The sequence below is a fragment of the Vibrio sp. 10N.247.311.47 genome (assembly GCF_041467535.1).
Classification (GTDB): Bacteria; Pseudomonadota; Gammaproteobacteria; order Enterobacterales; family Vibrionaceae; genus Vibrio; species Vibrio crassostreae_C.
In genome coordinates, this window is record NZ_JBFSUR010000015.1 from 62540 (window position 1) to 87166 (window position 24627).

17 protein-coding genes and 3 pseudogenes are annotated in these 24627 nt (G+C 43.5%); 5 read left to right on the plus strand and 15 right to left on the minus strand.

Annotation, left to right across the window (positions count from 1 at the left end; translation table 11 throughout):
* The first annotated feature begins 60 nt into the window (after positions 1–60).
* Positions 61–1518: a phospholipase D family protein gene (locus tag AB6E51_RS11890; protein WP_372058298.1), complete on the plus strand. Its 1458-nt coding sequence runs from the start codon at positions 61–63 to the stop codon at positions 1516–1518.
* 103 nt (positions 1519–1621) lie between these two features.
* Here AB6E51_RS11890 and AB6E51_RS11895 read toward each other — a convergent pair.
* From AB6E51_RS11895 to AB6E51_RS11925, 7 genes and pseudogenes are all read right to left on the minus strand, one after another.
* A pseudogene (locus AB6E51_RS11895) lies at positions 1622–2385 on the minus strand (aspartate/glutamate racemase family protein).
* Between the two features lie 228 nt (positions 2386–2613).
* The gene (locus AB6E51_RS11900) at positions 2614–4332 is read right to left on the minus strand and encodes an autotransporter assembly complex family protein (RefSeq protein ID WP_372139911.1); all 1719 of its coding nucleotides are present in this window, start codon (positions 4330–4332) and stop codon (positions 2614–2616) included.
* Between the two features lie 231 nt (positions 4333–4563).
* On the minus strand, positions 4564–5853 hold the full coding sequence (locus AB6E51_RS11905) for a DEAD/DEAH box helicase (protein ID WP_017059810.1): 1290 nt from the start codon (positions 5851–5853) through the stop codon (positions 4564–4566).
* A 201-nt stretch (positions 5854–6054) separates the two neighbouring features.
* A complete protein-coding gene (locus AB6E51_RS11910; RefSeq protein ID WP_372058296.1) occupies positions 6055–6795 on the minus strand; it encodes a DUF1223 domain-containing protein in 741 nt (246 codons plus the stop codon).
* Positions 6796–6970: 175 nt separating this feature from the next.
* A complete protein-coding gene (locus AB6E51_RS11915; RefSeq protein ID WP_017059812.1) occupies positions 6971–7159 on the minus strand; it encodes a hypothetical protein in 189 nt (62 codons plus the stop codon).
* A gap of 313 nt (positions 7160–7472) precedes the next feature.
* Positions 7473–8474, minus strand: a complete 1002-nt coding sequence (locus tag AB6E51_RS11920; protein WP_017059813.1) for a TerC/Alx family metal homeostasis membrane protein — start codon at positions 8472–8474, stop codon at positions 7473–7475.
* 574 nt (positions 8475–9048) lie between these two features.
* Positions 9049–10788, minus strand: a complete 1740-nt coding sequence (locus AB6E51_RS11925) for a bifunctional UDP-sugar hydrolase/5'-nucleotidase (protein ID WP_372058294.1) — start codon at positions 10786–10788, stop codon at positions 9049–9051.
* Positions 10789–11026: 238 nt separating this feature from the next.
* Here AB6E51_RS11925 and AB6E51_RS11930 point away from each other — a divergent pair, with 238 nt between their 5' ends.
* Complete coding sequence (locus AB6E51_RS11930; RefSeq protein ID WP_372058293.1) at positions 11027–12826, plus strand: ATP-dependent endonuclease; 1800 nt, start codon at positions 11027–11029, stop codon at positions 12824–12826.
* 171 nt (positions 12827–12997) lie between these two features.
* Here the strand turns inward: AB6E51_RS11930 and AB6E51_RS11935 are convergent, their stop codons facing one another.
* Positions 12998–13492: a DUF1097 domain-containing protein gene (locus AB6E51_RS11935; protein ID WP_017059817.1), complete on the minus strand. Its 495-nt coding sequence runs from the start codon at positions 13490–13492 to the stop codon at positions 12998–13000.
* 205 nt (positions 13493–13697) lie between these two features.
* The gene (locus tag AB6E51_RS11940; RefSeq protein ID WP_102333462.1) at positions 13698–14603 is read right to left on the minus strand and encodes a LysR substrate-binding domain-containing protein; all 906 of its coding nucleotides are present in this window, start codon (positions 14601–14603) and stop codon (positions 13698–13700) included.
* Between the two features lie 273 nt (positions 14604–14876).
* Here AB6E51_RS11940 and focA point away from each other — a divergent pair, with 273 nt between their 5' ends.
* Positions 14877–16328, plus strand: coding sequence for a formate transporter FocA (gene focA / locus AB6E51_RS11945; RefSeq protein WP_050650436.1), 1452 nt, complete (start codon positions 14877–14879; stop codon positions 16326–16328).
* Between the two features lie 274 nt (positions 16329–16602).
* Here the strand turns inward: focA and AB6E51_RS11950 are convergent, their stop codons facing one another.
* The 3 genes from AB6E51_RS11950 to AB6E51_RS11960 all read right to left on the minus strand — a co-directional run bounded on the left by AB6E51_RS11950 (position 16603) and on the right by AB6E51_RS11960 (position 18107).
* Positions 16603–17172: a YceI family protein gene (locus AB6E51_RS11950; protein ID WP_017064630.1), complete on the minus strand. Its 570-nt coding sequence runs from the start codon at positions 17170–17172 to the stop codon at positions 16603–16605.
* On the minus strand, positions 17169–17708 hold the full coding sequence (locus AB6E51_RS11955) for a cytochrome b (protein WP_065584246.1): 540 nt from the start codon (positions 17706–17708) through the stop codon (positions 17169–17171). Before AB6E51_RS11955 ends, AB6E51_RS11950 begins: the two co-directional genes overlap by 4 nt.
* Positions 17709–17861: 153 nt before the next feature.
* On the minus strand, positions 17862–18107 hold the full coding sequence (locus AB6E51_RS11960; RefSeq protein WP_017059821.1) for a DUF2164 domain-containing protein: 246 nt from the start codon (positions 18105–18107) through the stop codon (positions 17862–17864).
* Positions 18108–18359: 252 nt separating this feature from the next.
* Here AB6E51_RS11960 and AB6E51_RS11965 point away from each other — a divergent pair, with 252 nt between their 5' ends.
* Both AB6E51_RS11965 and AB6E51_RS11970 read left to right on the plus strand, forming a co-directional pair.
* Positions 18360–18995, plus strand: coding sequence for a hypothetical protein (locus tag AB6E51_RS11965; RefSeq protein WP_017067365.1), 636 nt, complete (start codon positions 18360–18362; stop codon positions 18993–18995).
* 569 nt (positions 18996–19564) lie between these two features.
* Entirely contained in the window at positions 19565–20302 is a 738-nt protein-coding gene (locus AB6E51_RS11970; protein WP_372058292.1) for an EAL domain-containing protein, read from the plus strand.
* Between the two features lie 179 nt (positions 20303–20481).
* Here the strand turns inward: AB6E51_RS11970 and AB6E51_RS11975 are convergent.
* From AB6E51_RS11975 to AB6E51_RS11985, 3 genes and pseudogenes are all read right to left on the minus strand, one after another.
* Positions 20482–22926: pseudogene (locus AB6E51_RS11975) on the minus strand (efflux RND transporter permease subunit); the annotation flags it as partial.
* A pseudogene (locus AB6E51_RS11980) lies at positions 22926–23429 on the minus strand (efflux RND transporter periplasmic adaptor subunit); the annotation flags it as partial. The pseudogenes AB6E51_RS11975 and AB6E51_RS11980, both read right to left, overlap by 1 nt.
* Positions 23429–24517, minus strand: a complete 1089-nt coding sequence (locus AB6E51_RS11985) for an efflux RND transporter periplasmic adaptor subunit (RefSeq protein WP_372058291.1) — start codon at positions 24515–24517, stop codon at positions 23429–23431. The pseudogene AB6E51_RS11980 and the gene AB6E51_RS11985, both read right to left, overlap by 1 nt.
* Between the last annotated feature and the right edge of the window lie 110 nt (positions 24518–24627).

Sequence of the window (24627 nt, forward strand, 5' to 3'; positions counted from 1 at the left end):
CACACAATGGCCAGTTATCTGGCCATTGTCACCTCTACCCTATTTTTACGGAACATCACAATGTACTTCACACGTATTCACGCGCTGATGGTGCTATTTTTGTCGATCTTAGTTACTGGCTGCGCCCAACCTTACCCCGATGTTGAACCTGACTTCGAAGCTAACTGGCAAAGCACAGAACATCAAGCCGAAGTCTATTTGATCCCGAGTGCGCCTGAAGCCTTTGCGCGCCGCATTGATCTGGTTCGCCAAGCAAAACACTCGATTGATATGACTTACTTCTCTTGGGAAAACGACACTCTGGGTCTGATGCTGTTAAACGAGCTGAAACACGCCGCTGACCGCGATGTGGCCGTGCGCCTCACACTGGATGACTTGTTGGTATTCAATGACAAATGGCTTGCGGAGTTGGACTCACACGCCAATATTGAGATTCGACTGTTCAACCCTTTTGAGTCACGTAAAGCTGGCTGGATTGGTCGTGCGCTCAACTTCTCTACTCATCAAAAACAGTTAGATAATCGGCTGCATGAGAAATACTTTAACGTTGATCACCAATCGATGATCCTCGGTGGGCGCAACATCGGTGATGACTACTTTGGCTACAGCGAAAGTGCCAACTTCTTTGATATGGATGTGCTGTTTAAAGGCGACGTGATTGCTGCTTTCGACCGAAACTACCAAGCGTTGTGGAACAGTGAGCATGTAGTGCCAATTCAAGAACGCATTAAAATCAAAGAGAAAGAGCAATACCAAGCGTTCACCAAAGCGTTGAACAAAGGTGAAAAGAATCAAGCATTGATCACGTCTGAAGTCGAAAGGCAGATAAAGAGCTTAAACCAACCGAAGTTCATTTCAGCCTCTGTCACGCCGGTATTTGACTCACTGGAGAAACTCAATGACAACAAGCCCTACTTTCGCCAACGTATTGAACACTTGATGAAGCAAAAAGTACCGACACCTTCTAAGGTTATTATTTCTACGCCTTATATGGTGCCAAGCGATAACAAGTTTGTATTCGTCGATGCACTTAGAGAGAGCGAAGCCGAAGTCACCTTACTGACGAATTCATCGGCTTCTAATGATTCGGGCTTTGTGCCTGCGTATTACGAAAAACACCGTGAGACTCTACTCGACAAGGGCGTAAGTATCTATGAGTACAAAAGCCAAGCGATCAATGATGATCACTACTTTCATGTTGATACCTACTACCACAACAAGACAGTAATTTTAGATGAGCGTGTCACCTATATTGGCTCTTCTAACTTCGATCCAAGATCAGACTTTCTCAACGTTGAGTTTGGGGTGTTGGTTGACAGTGAAGAGTTTGCGAAGCAAGTGACACACTACTTAACACGTCAGAAAGAGGAGTTGTTCTGGGCTGTGTCGCGAGAACAATCAGGTGACACCATCTGGGCTTCAGAGGAACAAATCCATACTAAGAACCCGAACTACAGTTCATGGAACAAGGTACCTGATTGGTTATTTCGAAAAATGAATGGCGAGTTCGAGCTTTAAGTGTTCAGCTTCGAATCTTAATTTTTAATTTTCTCCAGTCCAAATGCAAAAAAGCCGCGTCACGTTCGCGGCTTTTTCGTGTTTCACATAAGCGTATCTTAGCTTACGGGCGACAAGTCATCGCTCTGTTCGCTACATAGTTCACCATATCAAGCGTCGTGAAGATCGAATCAACATTGTTAATGTCGTAATCCACATGTCCACGCTCCACATACTGTTCTGCGAGTCGATAGATATCGACAACACGTTCAGCTACCGCTTCCATAGGATCAATAAAAGTAATGGTTGGAAATGCGGTCTCAAGTTGGTTTCTAACCAGAGGAAGTTCAGTACATCCCAAAATAACCGTATCAACGCCCTTCTCTACGATGGATTGAATCGCTACAGCAAGCAGTGCGGCATTACGCTCAAACTCGCCCGCTTTGATCCCGTTGGTTTCTCGGATTGCTTGTCCACACTCTGTCATCTCACCGGTTACTTCACCATAGATAGCACTATGCACGTTATGCTCTTGCTCAAAGGAATCTGGCTTAACGAACACCAGATTCGCGTCCGTTAGGTAACGATCATAGATTCCCGAATTGTATGTGCCGTTGGTACATAAAATACCAACAACAGATTCAGAGTTCTGCTCTTTGATTTGATCAACGGTGGTTTGAGCATGTCGACGATATAAACGTTGGTGTGCTTTTGAACCTCAGGTCTAAAGTAATGAGCGGTGTTACAGGTCATTACGCCAAACTGAACATTGGCATGTTCTAAAATGCACGCTGACTCAATCAGTTCAGGCACAGGATCGGTACCGCCTTCGTTAATCACTTCAGATCGATCGGGGATATCTGAGTTTTTCACCACTATCATGGCCATGTGGTCTTAGTCTTTAAGTGCGCCGTGTTCAATTTCTTTCTTGGCGACGATATCTTGGAACAGAGCATCTGCTTCAGGGCCCATATTACCAAATACACCGAATCGTAGCTTTTTCATTGTTTTTACCTTTGTGTTTGCTAAAGCACAAAGGTTATTACGCTCTTTCGATTTACTTGAATCCTATTAGATGGTTCGCATCCTCGCGAGTGCATAAACAGCGTACAAAAATCAGAATTGAGTACCAAAGGAAAAATGAATACGAAATTCGTCGCCTTCAGGCGCATCTAAGCCGTAAGCAAAATCGAGCTTAACTGGCATTAACTGTGAGTTCCAAATCAAACTCACGCCCGTCCCACGCTTCCAATCCGCTTGTTGATCAAATGCATCACCCACATCAAGAAATGCGCCCAACCAAATTGAACGATAGACTTGATGCTGATATTCGAGCCCAGCAGTTAACATATAACGTGCCCCCGTTAGTTCACCATTCTCGTCTCTAGGGGAAATAGATTCGTAACCATAACCTCGCAGGTTTCCATCGCCACCAGCAAAATACCGCAGTGACGACGGCACATCAGATAGTGATTTGGCAATGTTGATGCCTACGTTGGAGCGGAAATGGAGCTTCTGCCTGTCACTAATATCCCATGAAAGGACACTGTTTCCTTCCAACCGCAACAGCCTTGAGTCAGAGAACAGACTAGGGTCAGAATACTCGACAGAATAGATGTGTCGATGATTGAGCTCCAACTGATCATTTTTACGATCAACCTGAGAAAAACTGATGCCAGGTAACAGCAATTGCGATTGCTCTTCCTCAGACGCCTGACGGTACTGTTCGTGCAAGTATTTGACATAAATGGTGCTTTGCCAATCACTGTCTAATTGCCAGTAACGTTCGAACTTAAGATCGTTTGTAAAGCTATTGGTGTCTCGATGATCAATTCGTTTCGATTCAAACTGAATACCAAAGTAATCCGTTGTGACTTTCTCTGTGGGGATTTTGTACCCCAACTGAAGTGATTGCTCCTGTTCAGACAAATATGTCTGTGTTTCAAAGCTGTGGCCTCTCCGGTTATACCAAGGCTTTGACCAACTGAGAGAGGCGCGTAAACCGAGATCTGTAGAATAGCCGCCACCGACCTGCACGATATTTCGAGAACTTGGCTCGGCAATGATTTCAATTGGAACTTCTAGGTTGTCATCAAGTTTGTCAAAGTCACCATGTACGATGACACTTCGAAACCATTGAGTGTCTGACAAATCAGATTGCAGTTCACCTAACTTGATGGTGTCAAAGTCATCACCTTTTTTAAAGGTGGGTATTTTCTCGATACGAGTAGGGTCAACCCCATCATCAGGAATACTTATAGAACCGAACTTGTAGCGTGGACCACTTGCAAAATACAAGTGTATATTCGCGATGTTCTCGCTAGGAATAACTTCAATCTTTGACTCGATAAACCTGCCGTCAAAATAACCTTTCCGCTTTGCTAAAGAGAAAATCGCACGCTTAGTTTGGTCGTATTCTTGGTGAGACAAAGTTAAACCTGAGCCTAACTTGCTTTGATTGAGTATATTGATGAACTCCGCATCTAGGCTAGCTTCACCTGTTATTTTTACTATCGATTCTGCGATGCGCATGACAGGACCAGAATCGATGTTAATGATCACGTTATCAGAATCATTGAGGTCGATATCGAGCTGTGGGTGATAATAACCATAAGGGTTGAGTGCATCTTGAATACGTTTAGATAGCTTCGTTTTCGATAGCTGTGATGCAGGAACATCGGATAAAGGTTCTAAATATAATTCTACATTTTCGGTGAGAGTTTTATTAACCCCTTTAACCTCAAATTCAGCAGCACTAGAAGAGTGTTGGGTAAACAGGAAAAATGAAGTGGCCAGCACTAATTGTTTAATCGAGGTCTTCACGCGGTTACCCAATTGCTCAAAACCCGAACAGGTTATGAGCAAAGCGTTAAATCGCTGAATCTCTTATGGAGGACGCTATCCTTCGAACGGATTATCGGGTTGTTTAACACCGCAACAGTCGTTTATTAACGACTCAAATCCCAGCCCTACAGACACAAAAAAGGCGCAATTAGGCACCTTTTGAATGTCTATTACTTATTGATTTATATGGCTTGCTGATTTATATGGCTTGCTGACTCAAGATCAGTTGTTGTTCAGCCACACATCTTGGTTTTTTGGAGCTTTCTTCTTCTTTTTCTTCTTGCCAGTACCGGCCGGTGGCGCAACAGGTTTTAGTGCTGCGATCAGTTCAGCTGTCGCTTCTTCATCCACTTCAAAGCCTTCAATTTGCTCACGCTCAAGACGAATCTTGTTCTTCTTCTCGATGATTTTGAAGTGGTGGTAATCTTCGTGATCGATCAGAGATAACGCAAGACCAACTTCACCTGCACGACCACTTCGGCCGATACGGTGCATGTAGTCTGACGGGCTACGCGGTAAGTCAAAGTTGATTACCACTGGAAGCTTCTCAATATCCAGACCACGTGCCGCGATGTCTGTCGCGATCAGAACGTCAATCTCGCCAGATTTGAAATCTTCTAGGATACGAGTACGTGAACCTTGCCCTTTATCGCCGTGGAATACTTCTGCGATGATACCGCGCTTGTAAAGCTTGTCTGCTAGGTGCTCACAGCTGTTCTTCGCATTAACGAAGATCAGAGCTTGGCGCCATTCATGTTGTTGAATTAGGTGTGCGAGTAACGCTGTCTTGCGACCTTTTTCTACTTCGAATACACGTTGAACCAGTGTGCTCGCATTGGCACTTTGAAGTTGAACTTCAATTGGATCGCTTAGAAGTTCGTGAGTCAGCGTTTTAACTTGCTCTGGGAAAGTTGCAGAGAACAACAAGGTTTGTTTTTTGCTCGGCAAGAGCTTCAAGATTGCATCAAGTTCTTCGGTAAAACCTAGGCTTAGCATTCGGTCAGCTTCATCAAGCACTAACGTTTTCACTTTGTCTAACTTGATAGCGTTGCTTGAAATAAGGTCAAGCAGACGACCCGGTGTTGCCACCAAGATATCAGTGCCGCCACGTAGCGCCTGCATTTGAGTGTTTACCGATACACCACCAAACACACAAACCGTTTTAATCGCGCCATTGAAATGCACAGCGTAAGATTTAACGCTGTCAGCCACTTGCTTAGCAAGTTCACGAGTAGGAACCAAGATAAGGCCAGAAACAAAGTTACCTTTGCCTGAACGACGGTCCAGAGGGGCATCTTCATGAATCTTTTGTAACAGTGGAAGTGCAAATGCTGCGGTTTTACCTGAACCGGTATTTGCGCCTGCAATTAAATCGCGTCCTGCTAACACACTTGGAATAACTTGCGCTTGGATAGGCGTTGGCTGTTGGTATTCAAGCTCAGATAAACGAGCCATCAAAGGAGAGATTAAGCCAAGATCAGAGAAGTTGGTTGGTGTAGTGGTGTTAGTCATTAATTGCAGGAACTCAAAGCTAAAATAATAGCGCGCTATATTAACGTATTTCAGCAGTATTACGTAACTAAATCGCCCTTTCGCTTCTATTTCACTGATTAATATCCGTCAGAAGCGAAGTTATCGATGTGAGAACCTCGATACTCGCCGTACCAACTTCGTCTAAGAGTATTCCAGCTACACAATTGTCGTGGGTTGCAGTTAGTTCAGCCAACCTGCTACCGTTTGTTCCGGTGCATACGAATTCGGCTCGGTTAACCAAACAGCGACTGCGTCTGGTGTAGCGACAAGTGGCTCAAAATTGATATTAAATTGCCATTCAGACTCACCACGCTGATAACCATCGTAAACCACAACAAAATCATGTTCGAGTTTCTTACCCCTGTTCTCGCCCGCCTTAACGCTGGTGACTTCGTTCATCGCCAATAGAGCGATATGTGCCACATAATCACCTTTGCCTTCGTAACTTACGCTGAACGTATCGCCTTTATGGTTGACCGTTAGCTTGGGGTTATTTTGTTGTTTGAGCGAAGGCAACGTTCTGTCTAACCAGTTAAAGTAACCGCGCCACTCTTTTCCATCGACAACAAAGCCGGGTGTGTAAACCCCACTTGTTACTCCATAAGCTTTGTACAAGCGTTGCTTCTGACTAAACGCCTTACTCGCGAACTTGTCGCCCCAACCTAAGTAATCCCAATAATCGACGTGATAGGCAAGCGGAATAACTTGTGTCCAAAGTTTTGGATGGTCTTCAAAAGTACTGAGGTACTGATCAGCAGGTGGACAACTTGAACAACCTTCAGAGGTGAAGAGCTCGATAACCTGTGCGGGCTGGCCTTCATTACTCCAGGTTTGTGCAAGCGACACTGAGGAATAGAAGCCGATCGGTAAGGCAAATAAACAAAGTTTAATCAATGATGAATTGCGTTTGGCGTTTGACATACCGAGATCCTTGTACAAAGCGAATTGAATGGCGCTCAAATACAGACCGTTATGCCTAGGTTTTTCTTTCAGGTGCTTAGTTTACGAAGAGATTGAGTTTATTTCAGATACAAAAACGCCAGCTTTAGAAGCTGGCGTTTTCTTAAAATTCTATATTTACATGTTAACGCTGAGATTAACGGTTAATACCGATATCGCGTTGCATGTGACCAGATAGGTCGCTTGCGTAGTAACTACGTGGAGAGTTGTCTACGAAAAGAATATCGAAAATGTGTGCAATCAATCCTTTGAAGTTAACCGAGTAGGTTTTCTTATCCATAGAGTTAGGAACAGCGATAGTATTCATTTGTACTGCTTGAGCCATGATTGCCTCTCTATAAATTTATTAATGTGTTTCGTTCTGATGACAAGAATAATAGGTGATCTTTTGCAGGTTAAAAAATGACTAAAATTAGATTTTGGGATTAGTTTTTCTAATAAAACAAACCATTAACAATGCCACAAAATAGATATGCGGATTATGTGAGTACAAATTCAATATAGTGTTTAAATCATGCATTTAGTACAAATACCCCGCAAACAACAGTGGCCAATGTCACAGAAAATTTACATAAATAAATTTTCCACTTCATCAACCACGTGTTCATTATCGACTTTTCGATAAGTTATATTTGTTTTTAATTTACTTGTTCAATGCCTGGCTTCTTCGCATAAACCGACGCTATAACCGCAATCGTCATCGTAGAAACCAATACCGCCAATGACCAGTAAGTTGGGATAGCCCACTCGCTATCAACCAGAAGCATTTTCACACCAATGAACACCATGATGAATGAAAGCGCGGGTTTCAAATAGATGAACTTGTCCATCATACCTTGCAGTACAAAATACAACGAGCGAAGACCAAGTAACGCAAACACGTTAGCCGCAAGTACCAAGAACGGTTCTTGTGTTACCGCAAAGATCGCAGGGATAGAGTCTAATGCAAACATCACGTCCATGACTGCGATCGCACCGATGACCAACATCATTGGAGTGAATGCCCATTTAGCCCCCTGTTTAACCATTAATGCAGGGCCATGGAAGTCCTCTGTTACCGGCATCACTTTACGAAGTAGCTTTTCAGGCAGAGTATTCACACTCTCCTCTTCGCCCTTGTCTAATGCCAGCTTAATACCTGTACCAATCAAGAACGCAGCGAACACGTAAAGCACCCAGTGATATTCCGCCAATAGCTGTGCGCCTAGTGCGATCATAATTGCACGAAGCACCAATGCACCAATTACGCCCCAAAGAAGCGCACGAGGTCTTAGATGCTCAGGAACTTGGTATTGAGCAAAGATCATCGCAAAAACAAACAAGTTGTCTACGCTAAGGGATTTTTCTAACAAGTAACCCGTAATGAATGACACGGTTGCTTTTTGCGCTGTGTAGTCACTGTTCGGCGCATAAATGTCCCAAAATAGGTAAATCGAGCCAGCAAACAAAAACGCAAGTACAAACCAGAAAACACTCCAGATTGCCGCTTTCTTGATAGTAACGTTACCGCCACGAGTCTGATAGATATCAATAGAGACGAGAATAACCGTTAGCAGGAAAAAGCCCGCATAAGTCGTCATGATTGGCGATGAAAAAAAGGATTCACTATTTGTAGATAATAGAGATTGAGTTGAGTTCATTATTCCTCCGGGCGGAAGAACTGTACAAAGACCTTCCGCAAACAAAGCATATCAAGCTCCATTACGGATCTTGACTGTGATTGCGTTGGTCTCGTTGAAGTGAAATATGGGATTTCACTTTTACATACCGGATAGACTCTTGGCCTAACGAGATGACGATATGTAAACTTGCGCTAACTACTCCCCAAACGCGTGGATAATAATCCTCTGGTTGTGTTTCGTCTATATAAATTTGCACGGAAAAAGCAAAAAAGGAGCAAACGCTCCTTTCTGATTGATGCCACTTTGTCAAATAGACACGCGAATTGATTCTAAGAATAAATTCGTAAGTCAAACACACTATTGCACTGCGTAATGAAGTTGCAAAAAGAGCAATTTACAGCCCTGCGGCAGGTATTAAATACACTAACGCTGACCAAACTGATACCCAACCGACAACCGCTACCGCATCTAACCAATCTTTCTTATCCATGCATATCTCCACAAGAAGGCGACCTGCAGAGATAAAGCATAAACAATGCCAATTTTATAAATAACCCAAAGTAATAGTGTTAAATATCAGTATCAGCTTTAGTTATCTAAAACACTCCATGCAATTCAACGGTTCATTGAGTTGAAGCGACTCTGGGTGGTCTTGCAGAAACTCGATGAAGCAGTCTGCCATAGAGTCAGTGGTGACCGTGCCATCACCGATCATATCCAACACAGCGTTATAGCCCTCTTTGCCTTTCATTGTATAGGCTGACGACGCGCCCCGGTAAATACGGTTGCGAGAAACAGCTTGCCAACCTGAATCATCAGAGTGAATTTCTAGATGGTGAATCCTGTGTCCTATAGGCGCTTCTTTGTGGTAACAAAACCTCAAATTATGTGTATAAGGAAAGCTACCTGAACCTGTGCCCACGACACCATTATCAATCGCGTTATTGATTGCACCTTCAAGCATGCCAGCGATCGTTTCACCTTTTACTTCATACACACCAATAGGTACGGCAAACGGTAGTAGTTTTCCGGCAATATCGGCAACAGAGACATCGCCGCTGTTCAGTGAATTTCTTACACCACCGGCGTTGTGAATGGCAAAGTCAACCTGATGCCCTTTCTTGTTCATTAGATGGTGAAATGATTGAGCAACCAAGGGGGCTAGTTGACTCGGGCCTTTAGCATCTGGAATACGTACATGGCGAAGTTTAGTGTCTGCATGAGCAATCACTTGTTGCTGAAGCTTTCGAACTCGCGGCTGGTATTTATCCGTCAGAATGCTCTGCAGCTCAGGATCTTTCTTACACACTGCAATATTAGGGTGATTGTTTAAAAACTCACACGCCATATCGTGGGCATCGTCTTGCCCTACTTCACTCAGTTTCGCGTCTATAAAGAGTCGACGGCCTAATAACAGTTCGTTTTTACCATTGAAGTGCGTCACTTTGCCTTGAGAATCGAACTCGATTTCGCAGTGTCCTAAGCTCATGGCGTGGAAACCCGCTTGCACAACATAGGTATCGCCAATTTTCACACCGTATTCATCATCTTTAACTAAGCCGATATCAGAGAAATCACCTTGTAAGCGATGACTATGACCACCAACGATGACACCAATACCTGTTACGTTGGCTGCTAACTCTAAATCAGCTTCGTAACCAAGATGGCTAAGTAACACAATCTTGTTGATACCTGCTTGATGGATTTGCTCAATGGTCGCTTTTGCTGTTTCCAAAGCATTTTCAAACGGTGTATCGATATCTGGGTTAGCGATGCCTGCCATCTTGTCGATGCTTAAGCCGAATATTGCGACCTTCTCGCCATCAAACTCTTTCGTTATAAAAGAAGCACTTCGTGTTTCAGGCCGATAAGGCTTAACAATGTCGTTGTCCGCTAGCGTATGAGTTTTATTGATATCCTCATTCGATAGATTCCAGTTACCGGCCAACAGCGGGAATTTGATTCTTTTCGCGAAAATCGCAACGGGCTCATTACCCATGTCTAACTCGTGATTACCGAGCGTCATGGCATCTATATTAAGGGCATTCAACAAATCGGCATTGGCTTTTCCCTTGAATAAGGAAAAGTACAACGTGCCCTGGAAGCAGTCACCAGCGTGCAAGAACAAGGTTCCAACCTTCTGACGCTGGGCATCTTGTTCTATTTGTTTGAAGCGTGTTGAAATTCGAGCAAAGCCACCAGCACTGACATAAGGTTCAATGATGTGGTTGTTCATTTTAAGTGATAGCTGTAACGAGGTTGGTTCAAAGTATGAGTGGGTGTCGTTGATGTGTGCCAACACTATTTTTGTCGGCTTATTCTTTTTAGTCATATTTTCTTCTCTCTTTGTCCCTTCATACTAGGTCGAGAATCATGACAGAATCGTGAATTTTATGAAACTGCACTGCAAAAAAATACTCGAGATAGATCAAAAATCTCATTTTGCACCGTATTAATAAACAACGGGTTTTGTGACAGGTGAGCATACCGGATTTGGATTTTTCGATTATGATTAAAGATATCTGTTAGCTTTCAAATAATTAGCAGAGCCTTCCGTTAGGAGTAAGCCTATGCAACTAGAAAGAATCGAGATTTCTGGCTTTCGAGGTATCAAGCGCATGTCACTCGCGTTTGACGAGCTAACCACGCTTATTGGTGAAAATACTTGGGGTAAGTCTTCATTATTGGATGCCCTTTCCGTCATTCTGCCCTCAGACGGTGTGCCATATCACTTTGAAATGACCGATTTTCATGTCGATTACTCTGTTTCACACCCGCAGTCTCAACATCTTCAAATTGTTCTCGCTTTAAAAGCTAACGATAAGAGCGAACTTAACGCAGGTCGTTATCGCAAACTCAAACCTATTTGGGTTCAAGATGAATTTGGCGTATTTCGCATCTACTATCGCATCAGCGCGACGTTAGAACAGTATGAGACAACAACACACTATGCATTTCTTGGTTTGGACGGTAATCCGCTCAAGCTTCATCATTCAGAAAAGCTTGCTCAAGAATTAATGACCTTACATCCCGTTATCCGTTTGCGTGATGCAAGGCACTTTGATCGTCCTTTCAACGGCAAGTCCCTTAACCACAATGCTCACCTGCCGACTAATGTTCACGCTAATAACGGTCACGCTAACAATGCAAACGGAAATGGGAACAACAATCCAAATAACGGGCATGGGAACGGACATAATCACACAACCAATGGTCATGGCACGAATGGAAACGCCAGCAACGGCAATGGCAATGGCCGTCAGGCAAGAATAGAAAAGCGCATCGACAACACCTGCCGCCGCCTTATGGCGATACCCGGACATGTTAATAAGGGTGAAATGCGCAGTAGCCTAGAGTCGATGCAAAGTCTGATTGAGCACTATTTTTCTTTCAAAAGTACTTCTCGTCGTAACCCTAGAAAACAGCGAGACGGATTACTTTATTCTGCGGGTGCCAATGATCAGAGTATTCATCAACTTGTCGAAGAGACCAAGAACAAACAAACTCGCTTATTATTCATGGGGTTACTTAACGCTTATCTACAAGCTAAAGGGCCAAACGACTTAAGGCGATGTGCGCGCCCTCTTTTGATCCTTGAAGATCCAGAAGGTCGATTACACCCAACACACTTGGCAAGGGCTTGGAGCTTGATGCAGAAATTGCCCATGCAGAAAATCCTGACCACCAACAGTGGCGACCTACTTGCGGCGGTCCCACTTCAATCGATTCGTCGCTTGGTTCGTCAGTCAGATAAAACCATCGCCAATCAACTCAACATGAACCACTTCAGTAAAGACGAACTTCGACGAATTGGTTTTCATATCCGTTTCCATCGTTCAGGGGCGCTGTTTGCTCGCTGTTGGCTATTAGTAGAAGGTGAAACCGAGGTTTGGTTGTTCAATGAACTTGCCAACCAATGTGGCTATAACCTAGCAGCGGAAGGTGTGCAGATTATTGAGTTCGCCCAATCAGGACTTAAGGCGCTGATTAAGGTTGCACAAGAGTTTGGCATTGATTGGCATGTAGTGACTGACGGCGATGCGGCGGGTAAAAAATATGCCGCGACAGTGTTATCGAAACTCGGTAATGATCAGGAAAGACACAGACTCACCGAACTGCCTGATAAAGATATAGAGCATTATCTATATATGAATGGGTTTGAGAGCTTTTTCCGTGACATGGTTAAGATTCCATACGATCACCCTATCCCTCCAAAGAAAGTGGTTGCCAAGGTATTGAAGAAACATGCAAAACCCGACCTTGCACTCGCCATTGTTTCTCATTGCGAGAATCAAGGACAAGAATGCATTCCGCTTTTATTAAGGTGGACATTAAAACGCGTGATCACCATGGCGAATGGAAATACCTAAACATAATTTGTTTTATAGATGCTATCAGTTGCTCTACTGATGAAATATTTAGCTAGTCGCCTCAACCAAAAAAGGCACACCAAACGGTGTGCCTGTATAAATCGATATACAAATTAATTGGGGGTTATCTTGCAAGAGTTCACAGTGACTAACTAAGGTTAGGTTAACGAATTAAGCCTTTGCCTGTTTAGCGTGTTGTTCAACAACTTCCGAAGATTGAGTCGATTTCTCGTGAAGCCATAGCCCCGTTGCTTTCATCAAGTATCCAAATACACCACCAAGCAGTAAAGATGGCACTACAAGTTGCCAATCACCACCTGCAGCAAACGTCGCACAGCAACCAATGAAGGTGCCTGGGATATAACCTAGCCACGCTTGTTTCGCTTGAATACACATAAAGAAAGCCACAATAGCAGTAATCATGTAGCCTAAAATCTCTAACCCTGCGAAGGTTGAGCTTTCGATAATCACCATTGCCCAGAATACGCCAGTCATGTTGGTCAATAGGCTACCTGCAAGTCCTTTAACGCCGCCTGTTGGCGAAGCAAAGTAACTGGTGCAACCTAAGAAACCTGCCCATGACAATAAGCCGAAAGAGATAGCAATCCATCCCCATAGACCTGACAAAATACCTGTTGTTAATGAAATCGCGACTAATGTACTCATACTATTTCTAAAGCCTAATTACGTAATTGAACGCAACCGGATTTAGCCTCACTTAAAATCAAGTAAGCATACTATGGGAAGATAGCCCTTATTTAGCCGATCACGATCACATTAATAATGTATGAAGTTGTTCATTTATCACTAGATAGAGACCGGAATCGCTTATTCAACACATTTAGTTATTAGCATTGGTGTTGAATAGCGGCTAAAGAACCGACCGTTTGCCTTTCATCATGCGCTTACCTTCACGCTTGATACATTCAGCAAGTGGGTTCTCTGCCATGTCAGCACGCCAAATAAAGGACAAGGTTCTTTCCATTTCAAGCTCAGAAACATTCAACGTCACAAGTTGACCTGACTCAACAAACTGTTCGACATCTAGATAAGGTAAACACGTTAAATATGGGCCGTTTGCAACCAAACTTCTTAAAACAGGAACGTGTTCATACTCTCGCCATACATCGAGATCGCCAATTAAATGGTGAATAGAGCTATCAAAAACTTTGCGAGTACCCGAACCATGTTCGCGTAATACCCACTTTGCTTGTTCTAATTGTGCCAAGCTGACTCGTTCACGCTTCGCAAACGGGTGATGAGCCGATGCAACCACCGTTAAATGGTCGGTACACCACACTTCTTGGTGAACTCGGTTGTCATCACAACGACCTTCGATAACACCCAAGTCATATTGATAATCTAATACACCATCAATGACTGCGTCGGTACTTTGCACGCCAAGCGAGATTCGCATCTCAGGAAAGTCGTTATCAATAATACTGATGAGATCCGGAACGAGGTGTTCCGCTGGAGTTTGGCTAGCACCTAATTTGAGTTCGCCACTCAACAAATGCTGCTCGTAAAAACCCATCTCAATTTGCTGCGCATCTTGCAGTAAACGCTTCGCTTTTGGTCTTAACCACATGCCCCAATGAGTCAGGGCCATTTGCTTGCCCTGCCTTTCAAACAAAGGCCTGCCGAGCATTTTTTCCAACTGTGCAAGAGACATACTTGTTGCTGACTGAGTCAACGCCAATTTGTCTGCTGCCTGACTAACGCTCCCGGAGTCTGCTACTGCATCAAATACCGCGAGTTGCTTTAATGAATAACGCAAAATTCATCCTTAGTGCTTTTAATTATTTGTGTCCTGATGCTCGTTTTTTATAAAGCCAATGAGCAATCAATTTCATTCTACGCGTAACCCAATCTATATCAATAAATTTGATGTGGTTTCTAAAAATTATCAATTTTACCTCTACCCCTCAACGCCCTAATCTGGAATGGCAGGACACAACGAGCCCTGCAAAACATTACTGATTAACCATTACGGATTAACCAGGTCATTAACACTAGGAATTACACATGACGGATTGTTCAAGGGGGGGATATGGCAACCAGCACTTCTGAAAATCATCAACTGTTCTCACCAACAGAAATGATGGCGGAAGCAGAGAAGTTTGCATTAAGTAAAGCAAATAAAACCAGCAGCATGACATTGAGTTTGGCAATCATGGCTGGCGCATTCATCGGGCTTGCTTTTTTATTCTACATCACGGTAACCACGGGCAGCGCTGATGCTGGATGGGGACTGAGTCGCTTAGCCGGCGGTCTTGCCTTCAGTATGGGTTTGATCTTGATTGTGATTTGCGGTGGTGAGCTATTTACCAGCTCAGTGTTATCCAGCATCTCATGGGCTAACAAGCAAATCACCTTCACTAAGATGCTGTCTATCTGGGGCAAGGTGTATGTCGGCAACTTTATCGGTGCCATGTTCCTATTGGCTTTGGTAAGCGCAGCAGGCTTGTATCAACTGGATGGCGGGCAATGGGGCTTAAACGCTTTAAACATTGCTCAACACAAGCTACACCACACCCCAGTTCAAGCGTTTGCTTTGGGTGTGCTTTGTAACTTGTTGGTGTGTTTAGCGATTTGGTTAACGTTCAGCTCTGCTAACGCAATGACCAAAGCAATGATGACCGTGTTACCCGTTGCAATGTTCGTAAGCTCAGGCTTTGAACACTGTGTGGCGAATATGTTCATGGTTCCGCTAGGCATCACGATTCAAGCATTCGCACCAGAAAGCTTCTGGATGCAAATCGGCGCAACACCAGCCCAGTATGCAGACCTAAACGTCATGCAATTTGTCACCGCAAACTTAATACCAGTGACAATCGGCAACATCGTAGGTGGTTCAGTATTGGTCGGCTTAGCGAACTGGAGCATCTACCGTCGCCCACAACTTAAAGCAGCAAAAATTACCGCTATTACACAAACAACAGAAATTACGTCAGTTAAGGAAATTACTATGAACACAGCAACTACTATCAAGCAAATCATGAACACTCAACCAATTACACTGAGCGTAGAAATGCCAACATCAGTCGCGATTGATACACTTTTAGACGCGCAACTTGTTAGCGCTCCTGTTTGCGATGTTGAAGGTCGTCTAGTGGGTATCTTCTCTGTTCATGACGTAATGGTTGACCTTTGGTGCCAAGATTACATCCCAACTAAAGGCCAAAAAGTTGTAGACCTAATGAGCCGTGACGTTGTGGCAATCGACGCAAACGACAAGCTAGTGGACGTTGCTGAGTTCCTATGCATCGACAAAGAGCAACTGTACCCGACGACAAGCATGGGCTTCGCTACTCGCCTGACATCTCTTTCTCTAGAAGAGCGTGCAAAAGCGATGAAAGTAAGCCAACCACATATGCTTCCAGTGTTAGAAAACGGCGTAATGGTAGGTGTGTTGACTCGCATTGAAGTGATGCAAGCACTACGTCCAATCTACGGTGACCGACTAAACGTGGTTCCACAAGCTGAACTAGAAACGGCTTAACTAATCTTAAGTTGAACTATTAGGGATTAGTAGTTCAATTAGATAACTCAGTCATGGCAACGTTGACTGGCTAGAGGCAAATGGTGGCTTTTAACGTACTAAACGGTTTGACACAAAACAGACCTAAACGCGTTGCCATTTATCTCAATAAAAAAGGCGCAAAGTGAAAACTTTGCGCCTTTCTCTATTTCTAACTGCTGACCTATTTAGTATCGACCAAACTTTTGATATTTCTAAATAATGTTGATACCTGTCAGAGAGCTAGAAAGCTAGATTACTTTTTTACGCCTTCAACGTGTAGTTCCATGTCTACATAGCTTGAAGCGCCCATTACTGGAATGTTGAAGTCAGCAAGTTCTAGACGAGTTGTACCCACGAAACCAGCACGCTCACCGCCCCAAGGGTCTTGACCAGCACCGATGAATTCAGCTTCGATAACGATTGGCTTAGTTACGCCGTGAAGCTTAAGGTCACCCATTACTTCAAGTTTGCCGTTGCCTTTATCAACCACTTTTGTGCTGTTGAAAGTAGCGTCAGAGAATTTACCTGCATCAATGAAGTCAGAGCTACGGATGTGCTTGTCACGCTCTGCGTGGTTTGAATCAAGGCTTGTTGTATCAATAGTTACGTTTACTTTTGATGCTTCAACGTTGCTTTCATCAAATGAGAAATCACCTGAGAATGTGTTAAAACGGCCTTGGATAAAGCTATAACCTAGGTGGCTAACTTTAAAGTTAACTGAAGCATGCGCACCTTTTGTATCAATCACGTAATCAGCGGCGTTCGCAGCGAAAGGCATTGCCATAGCAAATGCTAATCCTGTAGCGATAATTGACTTTTTCATTTTGAAGCTCCTATCATTTTTCGTAGCGTATCGTCTTTGTCGATAACGTGGTGTTTTATCGCCGCTAAGGCGTGTACTGATGCCATGATGATCAGTACCCATGCAGCATAGTAGTGAATCGTTCCTGCGAGATCAGATTGGTTTGCAAACAGTTCACCCATACTTGGTACAGTGAACCAATTGAATACGTCGATCCCGCGGCCATCTGATGTTGAAATCAAATAACCTGAAATAAATAAAACCGCTAAGTTAATGTACATAAAGCCGTGAGCGATCTTCGCTGCTGCAACTTCATAGCTTTTACCTTTCACTTTAGGTGACGCGGTAACTAGTTTCCAGACCAAACGGATAACGGTAACGGCAGCCAAAAGAATGCCTACCGAGCGGTGATAGTCTGGCGCTGTTTTGTACCACTCGCTGTAGTATGAAAGATCAACCATCCACAGGCCTACACCAAATAAGCCAAATACTGCGAGAGCTGAAATCCAATGCATCGCTCTTGCTAAAGGGTTGTAATTTCTAACGTTGTTGTCCATGCATCTCTTCCGAATGTTAACGAGTAGTGTAGTTTCGAAAAGCGTACCCTACACCAAGTTTGTGTAACATATTATTTACCAAGCTTTACATTGGTAACATCATTTCAAATTAAACGAGTTATTCAAATTATTTGAACAAGTTTGGGCTAAACGTTAGATTTCAACGATTTGTTCGATCTCGTAAAGCTCATCTGAGATATCTAACATTTTACGTTCCATGACTTTTTGAGCGTCTTCTATCCCTTTGTTGTAGTAAACCGCCCCAAACTTTTTACTTATGAAATCGACCAAGAATTCTGTGTCGAACTGACCAAGCTCCACATCGAGTTCATCCTGCAGGTACTTTTGGAGCGTATGAGTAAGCTCAGACTTTTGTTTCGAATCTAATTGAATGGTCATGAATGTTTCCAAATAAAGAGTAAGTAGATCAATTGTGATTTGCTGACTAGACTATAGTCGAGGTAACTAGCTAGAATTCCTCATAATTTAGAATACAGACCTGTAGAGCGCCAGTGCTATCCATAAAATCACTCAGCAATGGTTAATTTTGATAGAGAGATCAAGAACTCGCACTTTGACGATAGGTAACGGAACCGCAATTACCGTACTATTGCCCATCAATAAGATAGTAGCTGTGTATAAGGGACTTCATTGTTATTAGATCTAGTGATTAAAAGCGTTAATCAATTTCAAGACGATTGCCTAAAGCTCTGTGAACGCCACTACCCTACGGTGCACAATCAAGGGATCAGTGAGCACCATATAGGTAAGGCATTTGCCCGCCGAATGGAGCACACCTTCGTTAGCTTTAATCATGCAAGCAACATCAGCCCACTTGAAATGCTTTCCTCTAGAGAAACGCCTCGACACTTCCGAATATCTTCCGAAATCGGTACCGTTTGGATGATCAGTCATCATATGGTGAGCGCCGGGAAAACATGTCGTAGAAAGTTGATGTTGGACATCCATAATTGGCAACAAGAGTATGGATTTTCCATTCAACCCAATGACGTTTTGATCATTGTCTCCGACCATTGGATTAGCCGAAGTAAAAACAGTGGCGAATTATTGCATTGGTGGATGGGTGAACTCCCAGATGAGATCACGGAATATAGTCAACAAGGTATCACGCTAAGAGAGAGTGATTCTCAATTTGCTACTGACTTAAATAATAATTTTAAAATCAGCCCTTGCTTCATTAAATTTGGACACCCTTTAAAGCGGTCAGGAAATCAACAACTGGTTCGTAAATATCTGCAACTTTACGCAGTACTTCAATGGCAGTAAGAATACGGGTCAACTTTTTTAATCAGTCTTGAAAGTAAATAGTTAGACCTCCATCCCAACATTTTATAAAACCTAACTCAAGCCCTACCCAATAATCAATCAAAGTTTATCTTCGATAAAATAATAACTTATCAGCTCATCGTTCATATTTTGAGAAGTAGATATCATTTATATGCAAACAGAGTTGTTTGTTAATAATGTAACTTTGACATTCCCCCATAACCTGAGGCTTTATCCTTACTTTCACCTGGTGTATTGGCGTTGAAAGCTTATATTGATTGGTGTTGATATGAGATAGATCACTCAGAGATTAAATTCACAATAGTCATTATTAATGGTGAATGATAAGTAATTTTAATGACTAATATCATGCTGTTTTTTCGTTAATTATATTTATTTAAATATTGACTCTACAAAAGAGTTTTTATTAATTGACAATTTACTTACACCTGTCAATATTGTGACAGCCGCGACATGTACGTCCGCCATTGAATAAGCCCTCTTTACTAGCGACTATGATTTTATCAGACAGAAGTGAATTTATTAGCTGTATATCCGTAGATGCTGATATGCAGTTTATTGCGAAATACCAAGACCTGACGCTTAGAAGCGTCTATCAACCTATATTCGACTCTTCTATGACTCAGATAGGTGTTGAGGGTTTGGTGCGCATTTCAAATAACAAAGGTGATATTGTTCGTCCTGATCACTTCTTCCATTCCGACGAAACCTCAAGCACAGACAAAATCAATGTAGAGAGGTTGAGTCGAGCGATTCATATCCGTAACTTCGCACAATCGACAATCCGTCATTTACATCTATTTTTGAACGTTCTTCCAAACGTTGGTGAGTTGTTTGCTGCAGAAAAGGTCAGCGATAGCTTGTTAGCTAAACGCCTTCACGAGCTTAATCTTTCATGCGAACAGATAGTGATGGAGTTGGTAGAGTTGAATGCAGAAAGTGAAGAGCGCTTGAAAGATGCCGCTCTTTCTCTTGCGGATAATGGCTTTCAAATCGCTGTTGATGATTTCGGAACACAAGCGTCAACCGAACAACGCGTTCGTCACATTAACCCTCATATCATCAAGATAGACCGCTCGGTTATGTTGGACTTTGAACAAGGCGACACTCGAGGAATGGAGTTAGTGCTTGATCTTGCAAACCAAATTGGCGCAAAGACAGTGATTGAAGGCATAGAAACCCAACAACAACTCCAAGCGATGCAGAGCTTAGGCTTCAATATGTATCAAGGCTATCACTTAGCCATGCCAAAGCCGATTGAATTAGACATACGCCTAGCAATCTAGAATTGCCCTATCCTTCTCAAAGCCGCTTGACCATTGAGTAGCGGATTTTTTAATGCTTGCCTATTCGTACCCTCATACCGCTCTCACGTGTCAACACATTTCAGGACGGGACAACACGCATAAAAAACCCAGTCAAATTTGACTGGGCTGGCTTAAAAGAATCTGTTTTATATCATTCCCTAATAACCCGCAGTGGACGGTTTGATTCTATATAAAATAGCGAACATCATCGGTACTACTATTAGCGTTAGTACGGTAGCAAAGCCTAAGCCTGCCATGATGGTAATCGCCATCGAGCCGAAAAATGCATCGAATACCAAAGGAATCATACCCAAGATAGTCGTTAATGCTGCCATAGATACCGGTCGTACACGACTAATCGCACTGTCGACAACCGCTAAATATGGGTCTTTACCTGTTGATAGCTCACTGTTGATCTGGTCAAGCAGTACAATGCCGTTCTTCAAAATCATGCCGCTTAGACTCAATAAGCCAAGGAACGCTGTGAAGCTGAATGGCATATTGGTACCTAACAGACCAATTGAAACACCAATGATAGAGAGTGGAACCGTAAACCAAATCACAAGCGGCTTACGAACCGAGTTAAACAGAAGCATCGTGATGATAAACATCAGCAAATAACCCATTGGCAGTGAACCAAACAGAGATTCTTGCGCATCTTTAGAGCTTTCGTACTCACCACCCCAGCTAATGCTGTAGCCTTCTGGTAAATCTAATGCTTCTACCTTTGGTTTCACACGAGCAAACAGACTCGCTGGCGTTTCATCACCAAGAACATCGTGGTCAGCCAATACTGTTAGCGTACGTTTTCTGTCGCGACGCTGAATCAGTGGCTCAGACCATTGAAGCTCTACGCCATCAATCACTTGCTCAACTGGGATGTAAGTTTGTAGTGATGGGCTCCAAATCTTCACATTGTTTAGCGATTCGAAATTAAAACGCTCTTCTTCCGGTAAACGCGCCACGATAGGTAACATATGAGTACCATCACGCAGTAGGCCGATGTTGTAACCGCCAAACGCCATCTGTAATGTCTCAGACAAGTCAGTTTTTGAAATGCCTAGGCGACGAGCCTTAGATTCGTTGAACAGTGGTACAAGTTCTTTAGTGCGTTCACGCCAGTCATGACGAACATTTCGAGAGCCTGGATCGGCAAGCAAGATGTCTTCGACTTCAACTGCAATGTTACGCAGTACTTGTGGATCGGCACCGATAATACGCGCTTCAATTTTTGAAGCGGGTGACGGACCAAACTCAATCAACTTGAACTGGAACGTTGGTTGCTCAAATTCGTTCGCTAAGTCTTTGTCTAGCGCCGCTAGAGCCTTAAACATAGTGTCGCGGTCAGTGGTTCTTACTTGTAACTGGGCGTACGCTTCGTAGCTTTTCTCTGGTTGGTAAGTCAGTGCGAAACGTTGCATGCCCTGCCCAACTGTTGTCGTTACAAACTCCACGTCGTCTTGCTGGCTAATGTAGCTTTCAACTTTTTCTGTCTGCTTGATCGTTTCACGAACATCGGTGCCTTCTGGCATCCACATGTCTACGTAAAACATTGGGGTATTTGATGGCGGGAAGAACTGCTGCTTCACCATACCAAAACCGACGACAGAAACTGCTAATAGAGCGACCTTACTAACTACAGTAAGCCATCTAAATCGAAGTGCTACTTTCAGACACGCACCGAATACCACAAACAGGATGCCTTTGTATGGGTCTTCGTTCTCATCAACCTTGTCTTCTTCTTTAAGCAACATCTCGGCAAGGAATGGCGTTAGTGTTAGTGCAGTTACCCAACTCAAAAACAGTGAGAAACACAGTACCCAAAACAGTGAACCCATGAATTCGCCTGTCGCATCCTTCGACAAACCAATCGGTGCAAACGCTGTGATAGCGATAATGGTCGCACCTAACAGTGGCCATTGTGTTTGCTTGACGATGTCTTTCGCTGCTTGAAGCTTGGTTTTGCCTTTCTTCAAGCCCACCAAAATACCTTCAACGACAACAATCGCATTATCCACCAGCATACCCAGCGCGATGATCAGTGCCCCCAGAGAGATGCGGTGCAGTTCAACATCGTTGTAATCCATCAGGATGAAGGTACCGAATACCGTCAATAGAAGAACCAAACCGATGATCAAACCACTGCGTAAGCCCATTGCGAACAACAATACAATGATAACGATGGCTACCGCTTCAACTAGGCTGATTAAGAAGTCAGCCACAGATTTGTCTACTTCTTGCGCTTGGTTGTAGAAGTAATTCAGTTCTACACCCGCTGGCTTAATGCTTTCTAGGCGATCCAGTTCCGCATCCAGTGCTTTACCAATCTCAACCACGTTTACGCCTGATGAGAAAGCAATACCTAAGTTGATTGCAGGTTTACCGTTGTACGTTAATACATTGCCCGGCTTTTCTTGAATACCACGAGTCACTTCAGCAACGTCTTTTAGACGAATTAGATTGCCAGTGTCACGACCATGAATGATTAGGTTTTCTAGTTCTTCAACCGTGCTTAATGTGCCGTTTGGCTTAATCGTTAGGCTTTGACCATTCAGCATCACCTCGCCTGCCGATACCACACTGTTTTGTTGTGCTAGCAATGCTTATCGACAGTTGAGACTGTTCCTGAGAATGGCGCTAAAAGTTCTGTGTAACCTAGCTTGCGTTTCGCCGCCGCCAAATTCGCCGATGCGAGCTTGTAGTTAGCCGTCAGTTGGTCGTGTTCTGATTGCGATAACATTTCGCTGCCAAACATCTCAGTACCACGGGCCAACTGTTTGCTCGCCAGTTTGAATTGAGATTGAGCATCAGTCAGATCTTGGACGTACGTTGCGTTATCTAAGGTGGCTAATAACTGCCCTTTTTCGACATTGTCGCCCGCTTCTACTAATACTTGTTGAATCTCGCCTGCTAGCTTAAATGCCAAGGGAGTCAATTCAGCTGGCATCACCTGTCCATTAAAACTTCTGAACTGATTAGTAAGCGGTGCGCCAACTTCAAAGGTAGAAACCAACAAAGGTGGTTGTTCACGGTGTACAGCTTCATTGTTACAGGCTTGAAGTAACAGAACCGACGCGACAACAACTGATAATTTTGAAAGGTTCATTAAATACCGCCCTCACGAAGCCAAGCTTTTACTTGTTGTCCGTCTGATAACACATCCACACCCGCTTCAACGATAAGGTCACCAGACGACAATCCGTCGATAACCTTGCCTTGCTCATCAAGAAGGACTTGTACTTTAGAAATCAGTTGAGAGTCAGGGTTATAACGCCATAGTTCACCATGGCCTACGTCTTTGTTTAACCAAGCTGAATCCACAATACCAATGCCGTAGTCAGATTTACTTTTCTGAACTTCAACTTGCGCTGTCATACCAGAAAGTAGATTGATGCCTTCTGGCTTTTCGATAGACACAACCGCTTGGTAGCTGTTGGTATCTTCATCTGGTTGCGTTGAGATTTCTTTAAAGCGAGTCGGGATACGAATGCCGCGGTGGCTCTCCATCACAAACCACATGTTTGAGCTCGTTAGGTCTTGAATAGAACGGTCTTCAAGCTTTGATACTGGAATTGAAAACGTCACATCCATTTCACTGTGATTCAAAATATTCAGTACAGGCTGCTTTTCTGCGATCAATTGATATTGCTTTCCAAACACCATCGATACCACGCCATCGAATGGAGCAACTAAGGTAGTGTAGCCAAGGTTTGTTTTTGCTTGGTCCAACTCAACTTCAGCGGCAGTAAAGGTGTTTACGGCTTGGTCGTAGTAATCGGTACTGACCAGTTTTTTCGCATACAACTCAGAAGCTTGTTTGTATTGGCTGTTCGCCAGATCAAATTTAGCTTGGGCTGCGTCAACGGCAATACGGTAATCCGTCGCGTCTAATACGGCTAACACCTGACCTTTCTTCACTTCTTGTCCCATACGAACATCGAAGGTTTCTATATCTCCACCCACTTGGAAAGAAAGTGCCGCACGGTCGGTTGCATCAACCTTTGCAATGAAGCTATCGAGATCAATATCAGTCTGTTGTGGGATTTCGAACAGCTTGACTGGCTTGATTACCTGCACATTTTCCTCTGACTGAACTTTGTCACATCCAGTTAGAGAGCCTGCGAGCAATAGTGCTGCAATAACAGCTCCCATGCGCTTGCTCGATATGGCATTGATCGACAAATTGAACTGCATGATGCCTCTCCGTTTAATTATTATGATTTATTACACAGGTGGGCAGTATATTTAATATTAAATAATTCTCAAGCTTTACTTTCCACTTGTGCAGTATTTTTTATTTCTGT